Below are 19,314 nucleotides of genomic sequence, written 5' to 3' on the forward strand. Positions count from 1 at the left end.
TACCGGTGAGGTCGGCTGCTTCGGGTGTGAGCCGGCTAAGTTGCGTGCCGGTGACCATGACGGAGCGAGGGGGCGCGGCGCACCCGAGAGACGGGGCCCGCACATGACACGGCGCAGCCATTCGGCTGGATTGGGGATGCACTCAACGGTGTTCGGAGTCCGCGGCGTCCACCGATTTGGGAGGCCGTCAAAGAATTTGACGACCTCCGACAAAGACCCACTACCCAGACCCCGGCCCTTGCCGGTCAGATCAGTGGAGCTGCTGAACCACGCGTCACCGTCGGTCAGCGACTGAATCGCGTCCTGCGCACCCTGCAGATCCATCCCGATCGAATCCGACATGGTCCATGACGACTCCGACATCAGTGATCGCCGGACGACACCAACTCCGCGACGTCGTCGTGCAGATGCGCCAGCCCGGTGTCGAGCGTCGCCAACCGCCCGCCATAGTGGCGAGCAAGCTGCGCCAAGTAGGCGTCGGTCACCTGTCGGTGCCCGATCACCCCGTCCAGTCGCACACCATCGAAAGACACTGCATCCGGCCAGAACTCGTGTAGATCGGACGCTGCGACTGCGACGAGCACCTCGCGGGCCGCCAAAGTGGGGTACCCCTTACGCAACAGGAAACGCAGCAGGCTCCCCTGTGTTATCGGGCAGGTCGCAAATGCCTCGTCCGACGCTGCCAGCCACTCGGTAGCCGCCTCGTGATGCACATGCTCTACCACCACCAGCGCGATCAGCACGTTGGCGTCGAGCAGCGTGGTCACTCGTCGTCCTCCAGCGACCGCACATCCTCGGAGGTGACGACGGCGCCTACGCTGACCACCGGCAACCCCGTCCTGGGATCGGTCGAAACCGTCGAGGGAGCCACAGCTACGCCCAGGCCCCTTCGCATCAGGTCAGCAACCGTCTCACTCAGGGTCCGGCGTGTGTCCCGCGCTATCGCGCGGGCCTGCCTATGCAGGTCATCAGGTAAATCAACGGTGGTCCGCATGCCACATCCTAGCATCTTTGCATCATGATGCATTGATGCGCTAGGCAGACCGTTGCAGCACACTCCACACATGAGCCGCCGCAACCGCCAGAAGCGCGCCGCCAACCACAAGAGCCGCCGCGCATCGTCCCGACGAGAACGCTGGAGCACCGATCCCGGGTACGACCGGGTCGCCCTCCTCGACCGCATCACCGCGGCGCTGTACGACTCCGCTTTGTGTCCCGACCACGATGCGGAATTCCACGCCGCCGAGTTACTCGACGAATTCCCCTGCTGGGCAGACGATCTCGACCTTGCCGCCGAGGGCACCTTGGCCGGTGCCATCAACAGCGCGTGGCAGGTGGGTTGGTCGCCCAATGACCTGCACGAATTCGCTCGTCGCCGTCTCGACGCAGCGGCAGCCGGCTACCTGGCCGAGGCCGTCGTTCGCGAATCCCGGCACTATTCCGTCACCACCTTGCACCCGCGATGGCGCGCCGAGCTTGCCACACTGCCTACGAGCTTCGATCACAGAACTCCGCAGATGTGGGACTGGGCGGACAAGAATGCCGTCGACCATCACGCGGCGTTGACGGTCGTATTGAAGGTGCTGCGGCTGCTGGGAACCCTTCCGATCCTCGAGCCGTTGCTGCCGCTGCCCGGCGCGCACCAGCATTCTGCGGTCGCGGTGAACCCGACCGATGCGAAAGCGCTCAGCCGGGTGCGCGGGCTGCTTGCCAAGGCAGAGGCCACCAAGTTTCCCGAAGAAGCTGAAGCCCTTTCGGCCAAGGCCCAAGAACTGATGAGCAGATACTCGCTGCAGCATGCGATCCGAGATCACGAGCAAGGTCGCGCAGCCGAGGCGACCGCCCGGCGAATCTGGATCGACAGTCCCTACGTCATCGCCAAGGCAGCGCTGGTGCAGTCCGTGGCAACGGCCAACCGGTGTCAGATGGTGTGCGCGGAGAAGCTCGGGTTCGTCGCCGTCATCGGCGCCGCGTGCGATCTGGAATTCGTTGAGCTGCTGTCGACTTCACTACTGGTCCAGGCCAACCGGGCGATGCTGGCAGCGGGCCGCGTTACCGGCGACGGACGGACCCGGACCCGCTCGTTTCGTCAATCATTTCTTCTCTCGTACTCCGAGCGCATCGGTGAACGCCTCACCGTCACCTCCACGACGGTGGCCACCGAGGTGGACCGCGGCACACTGCTTCCGGTACTGGCAGCGCGCAGCCAGGCAACCGATGACCTCACCAACCGGCTCTTCCCGGCGACGATTGCCCGCATGATGTCGCCGTCCAACGGTGCCGGATGGGCGGCCGGGCGCATCGCAGCCGACTTGGCACAGCTGGACGTGCGTCGACCGATCGCGGGGTGATGTGGCCGCCAACGAATCGTCTTGTTGATCCCCGACAGCGACGTACGTACGCTGTACATACCGACCGAGTGAGGCAATATGCGCAACACCGACGCCAGCACCACGAAAACCACCCGCGACCAGCGGATGAATATTCGTGCCAGCGCGCAGCAACAGCTCCTCATCCGTCGGGCGGCCGAAGCCACCGACAGCACGGTCACCGACTTCATTTTGGACAGCGCACTAGAGACCGCCGAGCGAGTTCTCGCAGACCGCAAGTGGTTCGTCGCCAGCGAAGAGCAATGGGTCGAGTTCCAAACCCTGCTCGATGCACCGCTGGAGCCGATGCCCAAACTTGGACGGCTTCTCCGACGCGAGAGCCCTTTCGCCGACAACGATTGACACGACCGGTGGCGGACACCCAGCCAAAACCAACTCGACCCGAGAAACTCACGAAAACCCACGACCGATCGGCCTTCGAATCAGGCGCCGCCGAACTCGACGATTGGCTCCGCAAGTACAGCTGGCAAAACCAGCGGGCCGACAACGCCACCACATACCTCAGCACGTACGAAGGCCGCGTCGTCGGCTACTACGCGATCACCGTCGCCGGCTACCGACGCCGCGCCGCACCCGAGGCAATCGCAAAAAAGGCACCCGAGATGGTTCCGTGCTTCCTTCTGGCACGACTCGCCGTCGACCTCGAATGGCAGGGCCGCGGCTTGGGATGGGGCCTACTCGGCGACGCACTCCAGCGCGTCTTCATGCTGTCGAGGTCCGTAGCCGCACCCGCACTCTTGGTCCATGCTCGTGACGACAATGCCCGCAGTTTCTATCTGCACCACGCAGAGTTCATTGCGTCGCCGGTGGATCCTCTCCACCTCTTCCTTCCCATGAAGGCCATTGCGGCCGCGATGCATGACCTCGATGCGATCTGAAGGATCGCCCTACCAACTAGCCGGCGAGTAATCCTTCAAGAAACACCCATACAGATCCTCGCCCAACTCCCCGCGCACGATCGGGTCATACACGCGCGCAGCACCATCCACCAGATCCAGCGGTGCGTGGAAACCTTCCTCGGCCAGCCGCAGCTTGGTCGGGTGCGGACGTTCGTCGGTAATCCACCCGGTATCGACGGCCGTCATCAAGATGCCGTCCTGCTCCAGCATCTCCCCAGAACTGGTGCGGGTCAGCATGTTCAGCGCGGCCTTGGCCATGTTGGTGTGCGGGTGCCCGGGGCCCTTGTAGCCGCGGCCGAACTGGCCTTCCATCGCGGACACGTTCACCACGTACTTGCGGCGGGCCGGTGAGGCGGCCATCGCGGGACGCAGCCGGCTCACCAGAATGAACGGCGCGGTCTGGTTGCACAGCTGCACTTCGAGGAGCTCCATCGCGTCGACCTCGTGCACGCGTTGGGTCCAGCTGTTGACCGACGCGGTATCGGGCAGCAGACCACCGGCGTCAATGGCCGTGTCGGCGGCGATCCGCTCCGGGGAGGCGCTGCGGGCGGTCAGGGCCAGCTCGGTCAGTGCGTGCGCGGTGGGGTGCTCGCCGAGGCTCCCGGCCAGGGCATGCGGATGCGCGTCACTGACGTGATCGAAGGTGACGACGTCCACCAATGCCGGCGGCGGGGTGCGCTCGGCCTCGACCAGCGCGGCATACGAACCCGGCGCGCGACGGACCGTCTGGGCCGCGTTGTTGATCAGGATGTCGAGCGGGCCCTGCGCGGCGACCTCGTCGGCGAGGGCAACCACCTGGGCCGGGTCCCGCAGGTCGATCCCCACCACCCGCAGCCGGTGCAGCCAGTCGGCGCTGTCGTCCATCGCGGCGAAGCGGCGCACCGCGTCGTTGGGAAACCGGGTGGTGATCGTGGTGTGCGCGCCGTCACGCAACAGCCGCAGCGCGATGTACATGCCGATCTTGGCGCGCCCGCCGGTGAGCAGAGCCCGGCGCCCGGTCAGGTCGGTGCGGGCGTCGCGTTTGGCCCGGTTGAGCGCGGCGCAGTCCGGACAAAGCTGGTGGTAGAAGGCATCGACCACGGTGTGGTGGTTTTTGCAGATGTAGCAGGCCCGCGAGCGCAGCAGCGTGCCCGCACTGGCCCCGACCGCGGTGGACACCAGCGGCAAGCCCTGGGTTTCGTCATCGATCCGTCCCGGCGCACCCGTGGCGGTCGCGGCGATGACAGCGCGGTCAGCGGCCGCGATCGCGTCGCGTCTGGCGGTGCGACGAGCCTTCTTCAGCGCCTTGAACATCTTCGCGGTGGCCAGCCGCACAGCAACGGCGTCGGGGTGCTCGGGAGGCAGCTTGTCCACCTCGGACAGCACCCGTAGGCACGTGCTGAGCTGGTCGGGGTCGATCGCGTTCACCATCGAAGGGTACGGGGAGTGGGCACAAATCCCCTTATCGAGCGAACCGGTGGCAACCCAGTGCGGCCCGTGAGGTCAGTCGTAGATGACGTCCAGTCCTTGCCGACGGAGGTCAGCCAGACCGTCGCGCATGCGCTGCAGCTGCTCCGATGAATGGCCGACCCAGTCGGTGAGCTCACCGACGATTCTCACCGGCCCGCGGGTGCGGTAGGAGCAGGTCGGGTTTCCGGGCAGCTTCTTGTCGGTCACGTTCGGGTCGTCCTCCAGCGCACCGTCGGGTTCGACGATGTAGATGCGGCCCGGCCCGTCGCCGGCCGCCATCTCAGCGCCCCACACCGCGGCATCCAAGGTGCGGGTGACGTACACGTGGTTCATGATCCGTCCGGCTTGGTAATTCGACTCGCGTCCGGGCACCAGGTATTCACCAACCGCCAGGTCGGCCTTGGTGCCGTGCAGGAGCGCACCGGACTCGTGCACCTCGAACGGTTTCGGCGTATTCGTCACAGCATCCCCCATCTCGTCACGGACCGGAAGATTGTGCAGCACGTCAGGGGCCTTGCCGCAAGCCCCACCCCCGGCCGTATGGTGAGAGTGGGAACGGATCGAAAGTCTTTCGCGCCCAGCCAACCCGATTCGGCCGCAACCTATGTCGAGCGAACTGACGTATGTCGCCGCCCTCACGCTGTTCAGCGGTCCAGGTTGGGCTTCCATGTCCCGGAAACATGCTCAATGATCCGCTCCGTCATGCGTTCCGCCTCGGGTTGCACGCTCTCTGGCAGAGTCACCGCAGCACGCGCGAACGCAGCAGGAAGGTCGCCACGGAGTTCGTCCACCCAGGCCACAGCTTGGTCCGCGGGAATCCCGAGACGGCGTCCAACCTTCCTCCAATCCGAGGCGGTGACGTCGAGCATCTTCCAGTGGTCACCGATCTTCATCGAAGAGTAGAGGCGCTCGCGCTGGTCATACGGTGCTGCCGAGGCAGCGTCATACAGCGGCGACACCTGGGCGCGTGACCCAACGAGGACGAGCGAGTAGTTCTTGGCGTGAGCGTCAGTTCCGCCGATGAGGACGTTGTAGGACAACGATTTGAAGAAGCGCTCGGCGTTCACAGCGCGGTCCTCGATCGGCAGCCTGTTGAGAAGGTCAGCGATATCACCGACACCGGGGCCTCCGTCGGACTGGTATTTCAGACTGGGGTGGACCGACAACGCCTGGCAGATGTCTTCTTGGTGGACCCGGTGCCAGGTAGTCCCGTCATAAAGGCGGTCGTAGCGCGTCGAGGTCAACACCTGAACGTCACCGATCTCCATCACTGTGGATTCGGCTGCGAGCAGCCCGGCTTCGCTCGCTGCACGCTGGCACAGTGCCTCGTTGATGTGATGCCGTGCGTAACCAGCAGTTGCCGGCTTGACGATCACGGTCGTCGGCGTCGAATCTCGCGGGATCCCGAACCGCCCGGACTCTGGCTCCCGGAATAGCGCGACCTTGGGTTGAGCGCCAGCGAGGCTCCACCTGCCCTCGAACCTTCCTGCGTCCCAGTCGGATTGATGAGCAGCGAGCGCTTGGACGAGCTCGGCGAATTCAATCTCACTGAGCCATTGAATGTCACCTGTCCGCGCCCGCGCGTCAGACGGATCGGCCTCGGGCGGGAGAATCTGGACTGCGCCGGCTGCGTCGCGCCCGACGTGAGCGAGCAGGGCGAAGGGATTGTTCGGCGAGACGTTGTATTCGCGTCCCCACCGCTGTCGCGCACCTTCACTGTCTGGAAGCAGACCTTCAAGATAGGACCGAACAGCCTTGTCCCGATGCCGATTCGACACGACAGGTAAGGACAGCGACAAGGGCGTAGGATCAGCCCGCTCGGCGTACTCATCGTCATAGGTGAAACTCAGCGCTCCGTGAGCAGACTGTGTCACCGTGCCGGTCGGGATCCCGTCCAGGTAGATCCGCAACGCCCTGTCCGCCATCACCTTTTCCCTGTGCCGAACAGCGCGTCGAACGGATCAAGGGTTGCGGGAGCCGTTCCGGCAGGCGTGGACTTCTCGGGAGCTCCCTTCCGGGTACGTTTTCGAGCGTTCGACGGCGCCTCGGGAGCGGTCGCCTCCAGGCTCACACCGACGACGCGAAGTGCATCGAGCACCCGTTGCGCTTCCAGTCGTGGATGCCCCTTCTCCAGTCGAACGACCCAGTCCCGACTCATCCGCAGTTGCTCGGCCAGCTCAGCCTGAGTCATTCCACGGGCTGTGCGAGCTGCTCGGACGAGGGCGCCAACGTCGCCCATTGTCTTGACTTGCATGTCCATTCCTTGTAGTCGCTCGACGACATTTCGGATTGTAGTCGTTCGACGTCTTTTGCAAAAGAGGTCGTTCTACCACTTTTCACACGTCAGGCGCCTACACGGCGACTGCCGGCGGCACCGCTTGGCCTCCCAGCCGAATCCGGGCACAATCGCGGTGTGGCGGAGATGGTCATAGCCCTCAACCCGGACGAAGGTTCCAGACTGCCCTACCTACTGCGGATTCCACAGCCCGGCAACGACCTCCTGTTTCGCACTTCGGGGACGTGGCCCCGAGCCAAGGCGCTGTACTGCTATCCGGTCGGCCTCGACGAGTGGCCGGCAGACGCGCAGATCGTCGAACGCGTCGCATTGCGGTCGTGCGAGCGCCGGGGCGCTGCCATCGACGTGATTCTGCAGCGCGGCCGGGAGAACCGCTCCCAGTTGGTGTTCACCACCGCCCGGGGCCGGGACGCGGTGTTCTGGCAGTCGCCGCGTACCCGCAAGCAGGCGCGCCCCAACGTGCGGACCCCGGCAGCACGCGCCCAGGGCATCGACGAGCTACAGATCGTGGTCGACAGCCACGAGCGGTACGCCTACAAGTTCGCCGGCCAGCAAGCCAATACCGTTCAACGTGCGCTGCCGTGCGGCGACTATGGGCTGCTCATCGATGGGACGCTCATCGCCAGCGTGGAGCGCAAATCCCTGGCCGACCTGGTCTCCAGCCTCACCACCGGCAAGCTGCGCTATCAGGTCGCCGACCTGGCCGCACTCCCCCGAGCGGCGGTGGTCGTCGAGGACCGCTACTCGCAGCTGTTCAAGCTCGACCGGGTACGCCCCGCTGTCGTCGCCGACGGGCTGGCAGAACTGCAGGTCCGATGGCCGAATGTACCGATCGTATTTTGCGAAGCTCGCCAACTCGCCGAGGAATGGACCTACCGGTTCCTCGCTGCCGCACACGCCTGGTCGACGACTGAAGATGCTGCGATGCAACGTATTTCACAGGTCCGCGTCGACGTCGCCGTCGTCGATCAGGGCAGCGCGGCGCCCGGCCCGAGCACCGCCGAGGTCCGAGCCTGGGCCCGAGAAGCCGGCTTGGAGGTTCCACCCCGCGGCCGACTCCGCCCTGATATCTGGCAGGCATGGCAAGACGCTCACTGACACCCTGGGCAACGTCGAACAATCGGCCTAGCGTGAGGTCATGACAGAGCAGTCGCCCGCGGTCACCGTGGCTCATCCGCCGGCAGCGATGTTGCGCTAGCCACTACTTGAGACACGTGTCGAACTCGTCGCGGATGCGCTGCTGCAGTGCCAACGCTTCCGGCAGGAGCGGTTCGGACTTGGTGCGGTCGCCGTTGACGTACTCGCATTTGCCGATCATGGCGCGGCCCGCCCAGCGAGGCTCGTCGTAGCGGGCCCGGTCGCCGTCCCAGGCCCAGGTGAGGCTGACCGGATGCTCCGGACCGGCCTTGAGCGCGTGGATGGTTCGCACGATGTCGTCGTAAGCGGTCTCCCGCGTCGGCACACCGAAGGTGAAGTGGTCGATCCACCCGTCCCGGACACCGATCCAGCCGGGGTCGGCGGGGGCTGCCGCGGCCAACTGCTGTTCGATGCGTTGCTTATCCGCCGGGGTAAACCGGTTGAAGATCATCCAGTGCGGATCCGCGACCCGGTTGGCGGCGGAGACTTCGATGTCTCTGGGTGGCCGATCGGCGAAGATCCGCAGGATCGAGTCGACCGCGTGATCAGGGTGCTGGGCTTCCAGAATCTGCACCTCTGTGGAGTCCGGCGCGGAGCCGACGGACCACATGATGTCCCGGGCCGGAGCTTCGACGCCGAGGCGACGCACCAGGCCGGTGAGCTGTTCGGTGTCGTCGGGCAGATCAGCGCTCGCTGAAATCGAAGTATCTTCCCCCACAACGATCTTCATCGACTGGTCGAACTTCGCGAAGTCTTTTCCGCGGAGTTCGTCGAGTTCAGCGGCCACTGCGCCGACCTGCTGATCGGTTGCCTGCGACATGTCAACCTTGAGTTGGAACCGAGTGCCCTCGATGATGCCGTTGTTGTAGATCAGATCGACCTCGGACACCCCCGGCATCGCCACGATGCGGTTCTTCATGTCGACGGCTTCCTGTTCACGATCAGGCGCACCGGTGCAGCCACTCACGCCCACCATCACCGCGACCAACAGCGCGGCGGCACCAGCAGCGAATCGCATGCTCATGAGCCTAAGGCCGGGACCGGGTCTGGCAATGCGCAAATCTTGTCGGCACCCTGCGTTACGTTCGCCTGTTCGCCAGTCGAGGAGGCACACAGGATGGTCGAGAACAACCCGGGCGTGGGTGACCGGTTCGGCAAGTATGAGCTGACCGCGCTCCTCGGCCGTGGCGGCATGGGCGACGTGTACGAAGCTCTCGACACCGACAAGGGCCGGACCGTTGCCCTGAAGATCCTGCGCGCGGAGTTTGCCCACGATGAGCAGTTCCGGATCCGGTTCCTGCGTGAGTCGCAGGCGGCGGCGAGTTTGGAGGAGCCCCACGTCGTGCCGATTCACGACTGGGGCGAGATCGACGGCAACCTTTACATCGACATGCGTCTGGTCCGCGGGCAGACCCTGCACGACCTCATCAACAGCGGCCCGCTCGAGCCGCGCCGCGCGGTAACCATCGTCGAGCAGATCGCTTCCGCGCTGGACGCCGCGCACGCGCACGGGCTGATCCACCGCGACGTCAAGCCGCAGAACATCATCGTCACCCCCGCGGACTTCGCCTATCTGCTGGACTTCGGCATCGCTCAGGCCCAAGGCGATTCGAGCCTCACCCAGGCAGACACCCGGATCGGCTCCTTCAGCTATATGGCCCCGGAACGGTTCGGCGACGATCCGTGTACACCCGCTGCCGACGTCTACTCGCTGGCCTGCGTGCTCTACGAGACGCTGACCGCCGACGCGCCGTTCCCGACCCACAGCAACGAGCAGCTGATCGCGGCGCATCTCTCGACCCCGCCGCCACGGCCCAGTACGGTCCAATCGGGCATCCCGACGTCCCTGGATACCGTCATCGCGCGCGGCATGGCCAAGGAGCCGGACGACCGTTACGGCAGTGCCGGCGCATTGGGGCGCGCCGCGCAACGGGCGTTGCACACCACTGACGAGAGGGTCGCCGCCAGCGCCGAAACCATGATGGCGCCATATGTTTCACCCCCGGCCCTCGGCGCACCGCCGGTCGTCGCGCACTACGCACCTGCCATCACCGCTCCCGGCCCGCCCGCGCGGCAACCACTGGTGCCGCTGGCGGCGGTCGTGTTGGTGGCTGCGCTGCTGCTGGGCGCGGTGGGCCTCGTCATTGGTCTGCTGCTATCGAAAAACTCTGCGCCGACGGTCAACTCGGCACCGACGCAGACGGCCACGCTCACCCCGCCGCCCGGCGTGACCGTCCCTGGACCGACTGTGTACAAGACGGTGCCGGCCCCGACGACACCGCCCGCACCGTCGTACACGCCGACGGCGTCCCGCAACCCGGAAGCGTCGAGTTCGGCACAGCTACGCCAGATCTCGCTTGGTGACCACACCGTCGTGAGTACCCAGGGCTCGGATCGGTGGGTGCCGCAATTGAGTTCCAAGCGGCCGGGCGTCGTCGACCAAGGTGTGGTGTGGGACAACGAGTTGACATTGGAAGAGCATCTGCGGCTGCGCCAGGAGTACGGCGCCAAGCTCCTGTGGTCCGGTGATTGGTCGACGTTCGACGCGCCCAACTTCTGGGTCACCATCGCACCGATCACCTATCCCACCGCGAGTGGGGCGTTGGCCTGGTGCAGCGACCACGGTTTCGATCGGAATCACTGCTACGCGAAGCTGATCAGCACGACGCACGCCGTGGCCGGCAGCACCGCATTCAACTGACGGGCGACGACCACGTCGGATACACGACGCTGAGCCCTGCGTCCGGCCAGCCCATCTGGGTGGCGGGAAACGGGTCGACGCCCGTGTCCCGACTCCCCGGCGAACCCCCGGTTTGCAAACTAGAACACGTTCCAGTACAGATTGATTGTCTGCGCGAATGAGCGGCGTTCGGCAGATGAGCAAAACCATGGGGGCCGCATCGCACGTGGGGGATCTTCGCGCTCGGCACCGGCAGCAAACGGTGCCATCACTTTGGCGTGTCCCCTGACGGCGGTGCCAGCCGCCACGAGGGGAAGGGCGATTGATGACCTCCGCAACCGAGTCGACCAGTCTGAGCCGGGTCGGGGACCCGTACCCGCCGTACCCGTACAGCTGGTACTCCGTGGCCTTCGCCCACGAACTGCGCCCCGGCACCGTGCTGACACGCCGCTTCCTCGACGGCGAGATCGTGCTGTTCCGCACCGCTTCGGGCGAACTCTCGGCCGCCGTGCCGTTCTGCCCACATCTGGGTGCCCACGTCGGCAAGGGCGGCTGGATCGAAGGCGACACCATCGTGTGCCCGTTCCACGAGTTCAAATTCGCGGCCACCGGCAAGTGTGTCTCCACCCCGACCGGTGAACCGCCCCGCGGCGCCGCCCTCACCACGCTTCCGGTGCGCAACCACCTCGGCATGATCATGGTCTGGCACGGCCCCGAAGGACAGCCACCGACATTCGAACTGGAACTGCCCGAGTCCGACCCCGACTGGCATCCGATCGCCACGAAGAAACTGCACTTCCACACTCATCCTCAGGAAGTCAACGAAAACGGCCTCGATCACGCGCATTTCGCGACGATCCACAAGTTCCGCAACTTCGTCGTCCCGAAGCCGATGGAGGTCGACGGACCCCGGATCCACACCGAATACGGTGGCACCAAACCTGTCCCGGTCATCGGCGGCATCAACTTCCACTTCAATTCCGTCCTGATCGGGCTCGGGTTCTCGCTGGTCGAGATCGCGATTCAGGGCGGTCTGACCGTCCGCCAGATGGTGCTGCCCACCCCCGTCGCCGAACGTCGCGTCGACATCTACATCGGCATCAGCGCCAAGAAGCGCGCCCGCAACAAGGCGCTCCGCGCTCTGCTGGCTCCGGTCGAACGGCTCCTCGGCTGGATCGTGCTGCAGGTAGTCGCCTACGAGGTCCAGCGCGACCAGATCATCTGGGACGAAAAGGTCTATCTCGAGCATCCCAAACTGGCGCCTGGTGACGGCCCGATCGGCAAGTACCGGCATTGGGTGCGGCAGTTCTACACATCATCGTCGTGACCTGACGGCAATGGGATTGGGGACAAAGTGACGACCATGCAGGGTGCCCGCGCGGAACGTGTCAGCGGGATGGATGCCTGGCAGCTGTATCAGGAGACCGAACTGCAGGTTGGCAACGGAATGTCGTTGATCCATGTGGACCGCAGCTCGGTGCCCGGTGATCTACGGGAGCACGTGGTGTCGGCACTCAACAACCGCATGCACCTGATGCCGGCGTACCGCAAGGTGCTCCTCGACCCGTGGTTCAACCCAGACCGGCCGATGCTGGTGGCCCGACCCGAGATCGACGTCTCAGCGCATGTGACGGCGCTGCCGATGCCGGCGCCGGGCGGCGCGCAGGGAGCCTCCAAGGTGCTGGCCCAGGTCCGCGCCACCCATCTCGACCGTCGAGAACCGCTGTGGCACATGTACGTCATCGAGGACGACGAGCGCCACGCATATCTGATCTCGGTCCTCCATCACCTGCTTGTCGACGGCGACGCCGCCATGGAGGTCGTCGGTTGCCTGATGACACCCGGCGATCTGAGCGCCAAACCGCCCCGACCCATCGCACCGGCGTCGTCGTTCCCGGCGCGGCCCTCGGCGATCGTGGGCGATGCGCTGCGCCGCAAGGCGAAACGGCTGCGACGGTTGCCACGCCTGGTTGCGATGTCGGCACGCACCACCGGCAGCCGGTGGGCCGCACGACATCTCAAGGTCAAGGCGCCCAAGACCACGCTGAACTGCTCGCTGTCGGGTTCCTCGACGGCAGCGGTCGCGGTGCTGCCGATGGCAGATCTGCAGGCGGTGACCGAAAAGTATTCGGTCACCATCAATCACGTCCTGCTCAGCTGCGTGGGGGCGGCCCTGGACGGTGCGCTCGCCGGCCGGGGCGAACGTCCACAGAAACCGCTCGTGGCGGCGGTGCCCTACGCGATGCGGAGCGCAGACACCTCGGAGTACATCACCGATGGTGTCGGCACCACCACGGTGCTGCGCGTGAACCTCAACACCACGATCTCCGATCCTGTCCTGCGACTCCTCGCGATCGCCGACCATGCCCGTGCCGTCAAGGCCGTGCAGGAACGCCGCGGCATCAACCTGTTCCGGCAGTGGAACGAATATGCGCCGGGGCGGGCGGTCAATCTGCTGTTCCGGAGTATCGAATGCTTCGGCCTGGCTGAACGAATCTCCTGGCCGTGCAACGTCATCGTGTCGAATGCCAGCGGTATCGCGGTGGAGGATCCGGTGTTCCTCAACATGCCGGCACTGAGCTTCTACCCCGCCGGCCCGCTGTATCACGGCATGGGACCCAGCGTGATCGCCATGTCCTGGGCTGACAACCTGTGCCTGTCGGTCGCTGCCGACACCCGCCATGTCACCGACGCCGCCGTCATCACCGCAGGTATCGAGGCCGAGCTCACGAAGCTCGTCACCTCTGTCACCTAAGAGTTCGAGGCTCCGCTCCGGCGCAAACTGGCGCAACGGACAGGTGGCCGACGATGTCACAATCGCAGGGGTCAACTGGAACACCGCGTCATCCGTCGAAAGGACACAGTCCGTTGTGGGTTTGGTACAACACCGCACCATGGTGGGCTCGTTGGCTCGTCAATTCGGCATGGATAACGGTGTGGTCCTTGTACGGCTGGGCCGTGCTGCGACCCGAATACCATTGGTCGACGCCGTGGCCGATCTGGGTTGACGCGATCGGACTGGCCATATTCGGGCTGGTAGCCGGCATCCCGATCACCCTGCTCGGCCGACCCGTCGTGAGAACCTACGCCACCGTGCTCGAGGGCCTCACCGCCGCCCAGCGCACCGCAACCGCCAGGGCACTGCGTCGCGGTCCGGTACCCACCGACCCGGCGGTGCTGACCGCCGCCGTGCGCGCCAGCGATCTGGCCCGGGCATACCGGAACCGTGTCACCCCGACGGGCCGCCGCCTCACCTGGGTGCTCATCGGACTGTTCGCCGTACCGCTTCCCGCCGTTGAATTCATGACAGACCAGCCTCGACTGGCCGTAATGTTTCTGGTCCTGGCCGTGATGATGGTGGTCGCACAGGTATGGCCCGCATGGGTCCGACGCCGACGCGCCCCGCATCTGGCACAGTTGCGCGCCACCGCCGATGCCGATCCGGAGATCGCCGCTGCGGTCGCTCACGCCGTGCCTCCCGCGGTGCCGACGACCCGTGAGCATCTGCTTCGAATCGGTGTCATTCTCGTGTTGCTGGCCGCGGCTATGCTGGCCACCTTATTCTTCACGCAAGAGTCCGGCCGAGACTGCCGCACCGCCCGGGCAGCAGTTGGCTACATCGCTGACCACCAGGACCTTCTCGACCCGGGCCAAATCGGCCCCGGCGGACCAGCCCTGTACAAGTACCACGCGTGGTCAGCTCAGCTGGGCCGCTATGCCGACGAGGTCGCCGACCCCGGAATCAGCAGCCATCTGCACCAGATCAGCGATCTGTCAGCCGAAGCCGTCAGCATCGTCGAACAAGCCCGCACACCCGGACTATCCGACGATAGCGTCGAGATCCGAACAGCGAGCTATACCAACATCATTCAACGACTCGTCGATGCGGATACGCAGATGTACGAGCTGTGCAAGCGGTGACGCTCAGCCCGCCCGCTGGACTGCCCTCAGTGCCACTTCCTTCGCACTGCCAGCGCAGTTCCCTGCGGTAGGTGTGTTCACTCCCACCGTGACGATCGGAGTTGACGCGACCAGGTCGGCAGCCCCGGTTCCCACGGTCACCGGTTCAATACTGCGGTTGGTGTTGGCGATCACGTAACAGTCTGGACCCGAAGACCCACCGACGTCGAACAGTGTCACGCCGTCCTGCTCGCTACGTTGCGACTCTGGGCTCCACGGCATCTTGACAATGTCATCGGACCACTTGACCAGTCCGTATTTGACTACGGCCGTGGCGGATTTGCCAGCGGCCGGATCGAGTTGGAGTTCGCACACACCGGGATGCCGCCACGTCGTCGGCCACTGCGCTTCGGGTTTGGGTTCCCACCATTCGAAGCCCACCGCGTGAAGATCCGCCGCTGCCGCACACGGATCGGCGGTCAGAAACCGTGTCGCAGTTGAAGACTTATCAGTGTGCACCGGGACGCCGTTGGCTTCGACGTGTGCCGCGATCTCACCCGCGATCGCCCCACCGAGCTCGCACAGCTCGGTGTCCTCGGAGTTCCGCCGCCCGTCTGTCACATCCACCACAGACACCTCCATCACCGGATCCCGCATCGACTCGGGTGCGCCGGTCAGGCCGGCCAGTGGCAGAGGAACCCGAAACGTGCAGCCCGGTGGCGTCGTCCCCAGGACACCCGGATGCGCTGGATCGGAATTGAACTGGCTGTCGTTCCACCGGACTTCGCCCGGTCGGACCAGAAGTTCGAGCCCCGCCTTGGTGTCCGGGAAGCCAACCGTGCACCCCTCACCACCGAGTGTCGCGATAGGCGAATTCGCACCGGTTTCGATCCAGGACACCGAGGAATAGGTGTAGCTGAAGTCCGTGTGGCCCTTGCCTTCAAGGGTTTTCCGGTCGACGAAACCGCACGGATCGATCTGGCGCAGCGCGTACCGCTCGGCCAGATGATCCCGGTCGGTTGGTGTCAGGTCGAGTCCGTAGGTCTCCACCGTCCCTGGAAAGAAGACCTTCGATTGATCAGGCTGTACCGGCGCCTCCGTCCGGGGGCCGCACGCCGTCACCGATAACCCGAATGCCAACAGCACGGACGTACACATCATCGCTCGCAACATCTGGCCCCCGGTTCCGTCGTCAACCAGAATAAGGCGGGCCGGCCTACCGCCCACGCAGCGACTTTCGGGGCTCAAAGCGACGGCTTCGAGCCCCAAAAATCACAGCCTCACGGGCACTTCTCCGTGTCGATGCGCACCACCCCGAAGTCGATCTTGGTCGACGTACCGAACGTCGACCCGGGCGGCGGCGTCGAACTGCACACCTGCCAATTGCGGTCGCTGATCTGGGCCCGGCCCTTCCCGGTCAGATCGGTCGAGCTGCTGAACCACACCTCACCGTGCGTCAGCGACTGGATCGCGTCCTGTGCGCCCTGCAGATCCATCCCGATCAGATTCGGCATGGTCCACGACGGCGACGCCACCGCCGCCGGGCTCGTCGCCAGAGCGACGGCCACCAGACCGACGACTGCCACCAATACACGCTTCATCTCAACCTCCTGTTTGAAGTGAACCGCGCATCGTCGCACCAGCCACCGACAATCCAGGAGTCTCACCGGGCGTGCCTGTGACAAGCGTGATGAGGGCCAGCGCACCGACGTCAGGTATCGACGACCATCTCGACGAGCACCCGTCGCAGCAGCTTGCCGGTGGCGTTGCGCGGCAGTTCGTCGACGAACACCACATCGCGAGGCACCTTGTGCCGGGCCAGGTTGTTCTTCACGTGCAGCTTGATCTCGGCCGCGTCCGGGCTGGCACCAGGTTCCGCAACGATGAAGGCCCGCAACCGTTTTCCGAACTCGACATCATCCACACCGACCACCGCCACCTCGGCGATGTCGTCGCGTTCCTCGAGCAGGTTCTCCACTTCCTGCGGGAAGACGTTCTCACCACCGGAGACAATCATGTCGTCGTCGCGGCCGTCGACGAACAGCAATCCGTTCTCGTCGAAATGGCCCATGTCGCCGCTGGACATGTAGCCGTCGATGATCTGTTTGGTGCGACCATCGGTATAGCCCTGAAACGGCGCACCGTTGCGGATGAAAATCCGGCCGCGCCGGTTGGCGCCTTCTACCCGCTGGTCGTTCTCGTCGTAGAGCACCACCTCGCAGGTCACCGGGGCACGCCCCGCAGTTCCCGGAGCGGCCCGCAGTTCGGCCGGCATGGCGATGGTGGCGATGGCGCACTCCGTCGAGCCGTACATGTTGTACAGCACGTCGCCGAAGGCATCCTGGACCCGAGTGGACAACTCCGGGCTCAGTGCGGACCCGGCGATCAGGATCACCTTCAACGCCGACGTGTCGTACTTGCCGAGCACCTCGGGGCCCAGTTCGACCATCCGGTGCAGCATCGTCGGCACCGCGACCAGCATGTCGGCCCGCTGCTCCGCCATCAGCTTCAGCGTGCCCTCGGCGTTGAACCGCCGCGCCGTCACCACCTTGTTCCCCAACGCGGCACCCACCAGGTAGGTGGCCCAGCCGGTGCTGTGGAAGATCGGTGAGACGATCACCATGGTTCCCTTGCGCGGGAACGGAACTCGGTCGACGATCTGCGCAGTCGCGAACGGGGACACAGCGTCACGCGGGGCGCCCTTCGGCAGACCGGTGGTGCCGCTGGTCAGGATGACCGACCCGCCGGGCTTGCTCGGCGGGGGCAGCGGTCCGGTCGGGTTCGCCGCCACGATGTCGTCGATTGTCTGTGCGCCGTCGGGTAACTCGACGTCGTCGTCCACCCAGGTCAGTATCCGCGGGAGCTCGGCAGGGAGTGCGTCGAGCAGTCCGAGGAACTCGCTGTCGTGCATCACCACGCTGACGCCCTCGCGCGCGCATACCTCCGCGAACTGCGGTTTGGCGAAGCCGGTGTTCATCAGCACCAGCCGCACACCGAGTTTGCCGCAGCCGGCCATCGCGACGATCAGGCCGCGGTGATCCCGGCACAGCAGCCCGACTACGGAGCCTTCCTTGAGGCCCAGGCCTTGCAGTCCGTGCGCCAACGCCCATGACTGGTCGTCGACCTGCTTATAGGTCAACGTGCCGCGTTCGTCGACCACCGCAGGCAGGTCTGCGTAGCGGCGCCCGCCCTGAATTGCCATGGTGGCCTGCGGCCCGTACAGCCGGGCAAGTTTGGCGCTGCGCACCACCGCACCGATATCCAGGGGCTCGATGATGCCCCGGTCGACGAGACGCACGACCGCATGCCCCGACTCGATGATCTGACCCAGCTTTTGCCGAACTTCGGCTATTGCTTGCATGCCTCTGCCCCTCGCCGATTTCGCTGGACAGTAGCAGTGCGCGGGGCGCCCGTCACCGGCACGAAACCGCACCCCCACACCAAATGCCCCAATAACCGCCACCAGCAACATCCACCTCGGTAACGTCGGAAGAGATGCGGCGGGCACTGACGTGTTGATGGCGGCGTTACGCGATCTGCAGTGGCGGCGACGGCGATTCCTGATCGCCGCCGTCGGCACCGGCCTGGTCTTCGCGATGACGCTGGTGTTGACGGGCCTGGCCCACGGCTTCCGCGTCGAGGCCGAACGCAGTGTCGACGCCCTGAGCCTCGACGCATTCATGATCAAAGCCGGTGCGGCGGGCCCGTTCCTCGGCTCGGCGCCGTTACCGATCACCGACGTCCAGCGCGCCGCGCGCCTGCCCGGCGTCACCACCGCCGTCCCGCTCGTCTACGGATCCTCGACCATCCCCAACAACGGCACTCCGCGCAACGTCAACGTGTTCGGCGTTCCCGAGGCGGGCCCGGGCACGCCCGCGCTGAAGGAGGGCCGGGCCCCGCGCGCCACCGACGAGGTCGCGGTCTCGACGACGATGAACCAGCCGATCGGCTCCGATGTCGCGGTCGGCGCGGCGAAACTGCGCGTCGTCGGCCTGGTCGACGACCTCACCGCCCTGGCCGCCCAGGACAACATCTACCTGACGGTCCCCGGCGCCCAACTACTGCTGTTCTCGGGACAGAAACTGATCTCCTCGGTCGGCATCGTCGGCAACCCGGGCCCCCCGCCACCCGAATTCCGCATCGTCGACCGGTCCGGCGCCATCGACGACATGGTGCGTCCACTGCGGGGCGCCAACCAGGCGATGAGCCTGATGGCGGGCCTGCTGTGGGCGGTCGCGGTGTTGATCGTCGGCTCGGTGATCTACCTGTCGGCACTGGAACGCACCCGCGACTTCGCGGTGTTCAAGGCCGTCGGCGTGGCCAGCCGCTCCATCATGGCCGGACTGGCGATGCAGGCCGTGACGGTCGCTCTGCTGGCCGCGGTGCTGGGCGCCGGGCTGTCCTTATTGCTCGGACCGCTGTTCCCGATGCGTTGCGACGTGCCGACCGTGGCATTCGTCGCGCTACCGATCGTCGCCGTCGTGGTGGGCCTGCTGGCCAGTGTGGCCGGGCTGCGTCGCGCCGTGAACGTCGACCCCGCACTGGCATTCCGAGGTCCCTGAT

General features: G+C 65.5%; 19 protein-coding genes and 1 pseudogene. 9 read left to right on the plus strand and 11 right to left on the minus strand.

Annotation, left to right across the window (positions count from 1 at the left end):
* Nucleotides 1-362: 362 nt before the first annotated feature.
* Both AC4LGL_RS28795 and AC4LGL_RS28800 read right to left on the minus strand, forming a co-directional pair.
* Nucleotides 363-767, minus strand: a complete 405-nt coding sequence (locus tag AC4LGL_RS28795; RefSeq protein ID WP_491841727.1) for a TA system VapC family ribonuclease toxin — start codon at nt 765-767, stop codon at nt 363-365.
* A complete protein-coding gene (locus AC4LGL_RS28800; protein ID WP_491841728.1) occupies nt 764-994 on the minus strand; it encodes an antitoxin in 231 nt (76 codons plus the stop codon). The genes AC4LGL_RS28795 and AC4LGL_RS28800 overlap by 4 nt, the downstream gene beginning before the upstream one ends.
* Before the next feature lie 70 nt (nt 995-1,064).
* On the opposite strand from AC4LGL_RS28800, the gene AC4LGL_RS28805 reads away from it, so the two are divergent.
* From AC4LGL_RS28805 to AC4LGL_RS28815, 3 genes are all read left to right on the plus strand, one after another.
* The gene (locus AC4LGL_RS28805) at nt 1,065-2,351 is read left to right on the plus strand and encodes a DUF2786 domain-containing protein (protein ID WP_491841729.1); all 1,287 of its coding nucleotides are present in this window, start codon (nt 1,065-1,067) and stop codon (nt 2,349-2,351) included.
* 78 nt (nt 2,352-2,429) lie between these two features.
* Nucleotides 2,430-2,732: a type II toxin-antitoxin system TacA family antitoxin gene (locus tag AC4LGL_RS28810; protein ID WP_491841730.1), complete on the plus strand. Its 303-nt coding sequence runs from the start codon at nt 2,430-2,432 to the stop codon at nt 2,730-2,732.
* A gap of 8 nt (nt 2,733-2,740) precedes the next feature.
* Nucleotides 2,741-3,268, plus strand: coding sequence for a GNAT family N-acetyltransferase (locus AC4LGL_RS28815; RefSeq protein ID WP_491841731.1), 528 nt, complete (start codon nt 2,741-2,743; stop codon nt 3,266-3,268).
* A 9-nt stretch (nt 3,269-3,277) separates the two neighbouring features.
* Here AC4LGL_RS28815 and AC4LGL_RS28820 read toward each other — a convergent pair whose 3' ends face one another.
* The 5 genes and pseudogenes from AC4LGL_RS28820 to AC4LGL_RS28840 all read right to left on the minus strand — a co-directional run bounded on the left by AC4LGL_RS28820 (nt 3,278) and on the right by AC4LGL_RS28840 (nt 6,998).
* Entirely contained in the window at nt 3,278-4,696 is a 1,419-nt protein-coding gene (locus tag AC4LGL_RS28820; RefSeq protein ID WP_491841732.1) for an SDR family NAD(P)-dependent oxidoreductase, read from the minus strand.
* Between the two features lie 75 nt (nt 4,697-4,771).
* Complete coding sequence (gene arr, locus AC4LGL_RS28825; protein ID WP_491841841.1) at nt 4,772-5,212, minus strand: NAD(+)--rifampin ADP-ribosyltransferase; 441 nt, start codon at nt 5,210-5,212, stop codon at nt 4,772-4,774.
* Nucleotides 5,213-5,382: 170 nt separating this feature from the next.
* Nucleotides 5,383-6,351: a HipA domain-containing protein gene (locus AC4LGL_RS28830; protein WP_491841842.1), complete on the minus strand. Its 969-nt coding sequence runs from the start codon at nt 6,349-6,351 to the stop codon at nt 5,383-5,385.
* A 54-nt stretch (nt 6,352-6,405) separates the two neighbouring features.
* Nucleotides 6,406-6,663 (minus strand): annotated as a pseudogene (locus AC4LGL_RS28835) (HipA N-terminal domain-containing protein); the annotation flags it as partial.
* Nucleotides 6,663-6,998 carry a helix-turn-helix domain-containing protein gene (locus AC4LGL_RS28840; protein WP_074415012.1) on the minus strand — a complete coding sequence of 112 codons (336 nt, stop codon included), beginning with the start codon at nt 6,996-6,998 and terminating at the stop codon, nt 6,663-6,665. The pseudogene AC4LGL_RS28835 and the gene AC4LGL_RS28840, both read right to left, overlap by 1 nt.
* Nucleotides 6,999-7,151: 153 nt before the next feature.
* On the opposite strand from AC4LGL_RS28840, the gene AC4LGL_RS28845 reads away from it, so the two are divergent.
* Nucleotides 7,152-8,132 carry an ERCC4 domain-containing protein gene (locus tag AC4LGL_RS28845; protein ID WP_055110220.1) on the plus strand — a complete coding sequence of 327 codons (981 nt, stop codon included), beginning with the start codon at nt 7,152-7,154 and terminating at the stop codon, nt 8,130-8,132.
* 103 nt (nt 8,133-8,235) lie between these two features.
* On the opposite strand, the gene AC4LGL_RS28850 is transcribed toward AC4LGL_RS28845, so the two are convergent.
* Entirely contained in the window at nt 8,236-9,189 is a 954-nt protein-coding gene (locus AC4LGL_RS28850; protein WP_418026667.1) for a hypothetical protein, read from the minus strand.
* 99 nt (nt 9,190-9,288) lie between these two features.
* Here AC4LGL_RS28850 and AC4LGL_RS28855 point away from each other — a divergent pair, with 99 nt between their 5' ends.
* The 4 genes from AC4LGL_RS28855 (at nt 9,289) to AC4LGL_RS28870 (ending at nt 14,772) form a co-directional block, all read left to right on the plus strand.
* A complete protein-coding gene (locus AC4LGL_RS28855; protein WP_491841733.1) occupies nt 9,289-10,872 on the plus strand; it encodes a serine/threonine-protein kinase in 1,584 nt (527 codons plus the stop codon).
* 304 nt (nt 10,873-11,176) lie between these two features.
* Nucleotides 11,177-12,178: a Rieske 2Fe-2S domain-containing protein gene (locus AC4LGL_RS28860; RefSeq protein WP_491841734.1), complete on the plus strand. Its 1,002-nt coding sequence runs from the start codon at nt 11,177-11,179 to the stop codon at nt 12,176-12,178.
* Nucleotides 12,179-12,214: 36 nt separating this feature from the next.
* Entirely contained in the window at nt 12,215-13,606 is a 1,392-nt protein-coding gene (locus AC4LGL_RS28865; protein WP_491841843.1) for a wax ester/triacylglycerol synthase domain-containing protein, read from the plus strand.
* A 179-nt stretch (nt 13,607-13,785) separates the two neighbouring features.
* Nucleotides 13,786-14,772 carry a hypothetical protein gene (locus AC4LGL_RS28870; RefSeq protein WP_491841735.1) on the plus strand — a complete coding sequence of 329 codons (987 nt, stop codon included), beginning with the start codon at nt 13,786-13,788 and terminating at the stop codon, nt 14,770-14,772.
* 3 nt (nt 14,773-14,775) lie between these two features.
* On the opposite strand, the gene AC4LGL_RS28875 is transcribed toward AC4LGL_RS28870, so the two are convergent.
* The 3 genes from AC4LGL_RS28875 to AC4LGL_RS28885 all read right to left on the minus strand — a co-directional run bounded on the left by AC4LGL_RS28875 (nt 14,776) and on the right by AC4LGL_RS28885 (nt 18,112).
* Nucleotides 14,776-15,801 carry a hypothetical protein gene (locus AC4LGL_RS28875; RefSeq protein WP_491841736.1) on the minus strand — a complete coding sequence of 342 codons (1,026 nt, stop codon included), beginning with the start codon at nt 15,799-15,801 and terminating at the stop codon, nt 14,776-14,778.
* A gap of 230 nt (nt 15,802-16,031) precedes the next feature.
* The gene (locus AC4LGL_RS28880) at nt 16,032-16,352 is read right to left on the minus strand and encodes a hypothetical protein (protein WP_491841737.1); all 321 of its coding nucleotides are present in this window, start codon (nt 16,350-16,352) and stop codon (nt 16,032-16,034) included.
* 110 nt (nt 16,353-16,462) lie between these two features.
* Nucleotides 16,463-18,112 carry an acyl-CoA synthetase gene (locus AC4LGL_RS28885; RefSeq protein ID WP_491841738.1) on the minus strand — a complete coding sequence of 550 codons (1,650 nt, stop codon included), beginning with the start codon at nt 18,110-18,112 and terminating at the stop codon, nt 16,463-16,465.
* A 151-nt stretch (nt 18,113-18,263) separates the two neighbouring features.
* Between AC4LGL_RS28885 and AC4LGL_RS28890 the strand changes: the two genes are divergently transcribed.
* Complete coding sequence (locus AC4LGL_RS28890; protein WP_491841739.1) at nt 18,264-19,313, plus strand: ABC transporter permease; 1,050 nt, start codon at nt 18,264-18,266, stop codon at nt 19,311-19,313.
* Nucleotide 19,314 lies beyond the last annotated feature (1 nt).

The sequence above is a fragment of the Mycolicibacterium arcueilense genome, assembly GCF_058536225.1.

What these genes read in the sequence shown, in the direction of transcription:
- arr (WP_491841841.1), bottom strand. Translation starts at nt 5,212, where the DNA reads ATGGGGGATGCTGTGACGAATACGCCGAAACCGTTCGAGGTGCACGAG.
- AC4LGL_RS28805 (WP_491841729.1), top strand. Translation starts at nt 1,065, where the DNA reads ATGAGCCGCCGCAACCGCCAGAAGCGCGCCGCCAACCACAAGAGCCGC.
- AC4LGL_RS28840 (WP_074415012.1), bottom strand. Translation starts at nt 6,998, where the DNA reads ATGGACATGCAAGTCAAGACAATGGGCGACGTTGGCGCCCTCGTCCGA.
- AC4LGL_RS28880 (WP_491841737.1), bottom strand. Translation starts at nt 16,352, where the DNA reads ATGAAGCGTGTATTGGTGGCAGTCGTCGGTCTGGTGGCCGTCGCTCTG.
- AC4LGL_RS28800 (WP_491841728.1), bottom strand. Translation starts at nt 994, where the DNA reads ATGCGGACCACCGTTGATTTACCTGATGACCTGCATAGGCAGGCCCGC.
- AC4LGL_RS28810 (WP_491841730.1), top strand. Translation starts at nt 2,430, where the DNA reads ATGCGCAACACCGACGCCAGCACCACGAAAACCACCCGCGACCAGCGG.
- AC4LGL_RS28860 (WP_491841734.1), top strand. Translation starts at nt 11,177, where the DNA reads ATGACCTCCGCAACCGAGTCGACCAGTCTGAGCCGGGTCGGGGACCCG.
- AC4LGL_RS28885 (WP_491841738.1), bottom strand. Translation starts at nt 18,112, where the DNA reads ATGCAAGCAATAGCCGAAGTTCGGCAAAAGCTGGGTCAGATCATCGAG.
- AC4LGL_RS28865 (WP_491841843.1), top strand. Translation starts at nt 12,215, where the DNA reads ATGCAGGGTGCCCGCGCGGAACGTGTCAGCGGGATGGATGCCTGGCAG.
- AC4LGL_RS28850 (WP_418026667.1), bottom strand. Translation starts at nt 9,189, where the DNA reads ATGCGATTCGCTGCTGGTGCCGCCGCGCTGTTGGTCGCGGTGATGGTG.
- AC4LGL_RS28855 (WP_491841733.1), top strand. Translation starts at nt 9,289, where the DNA reads ATGGTCGAGAACAACCCGGGCGTGGGTGACCGGTTCGGCAAGTATGAG.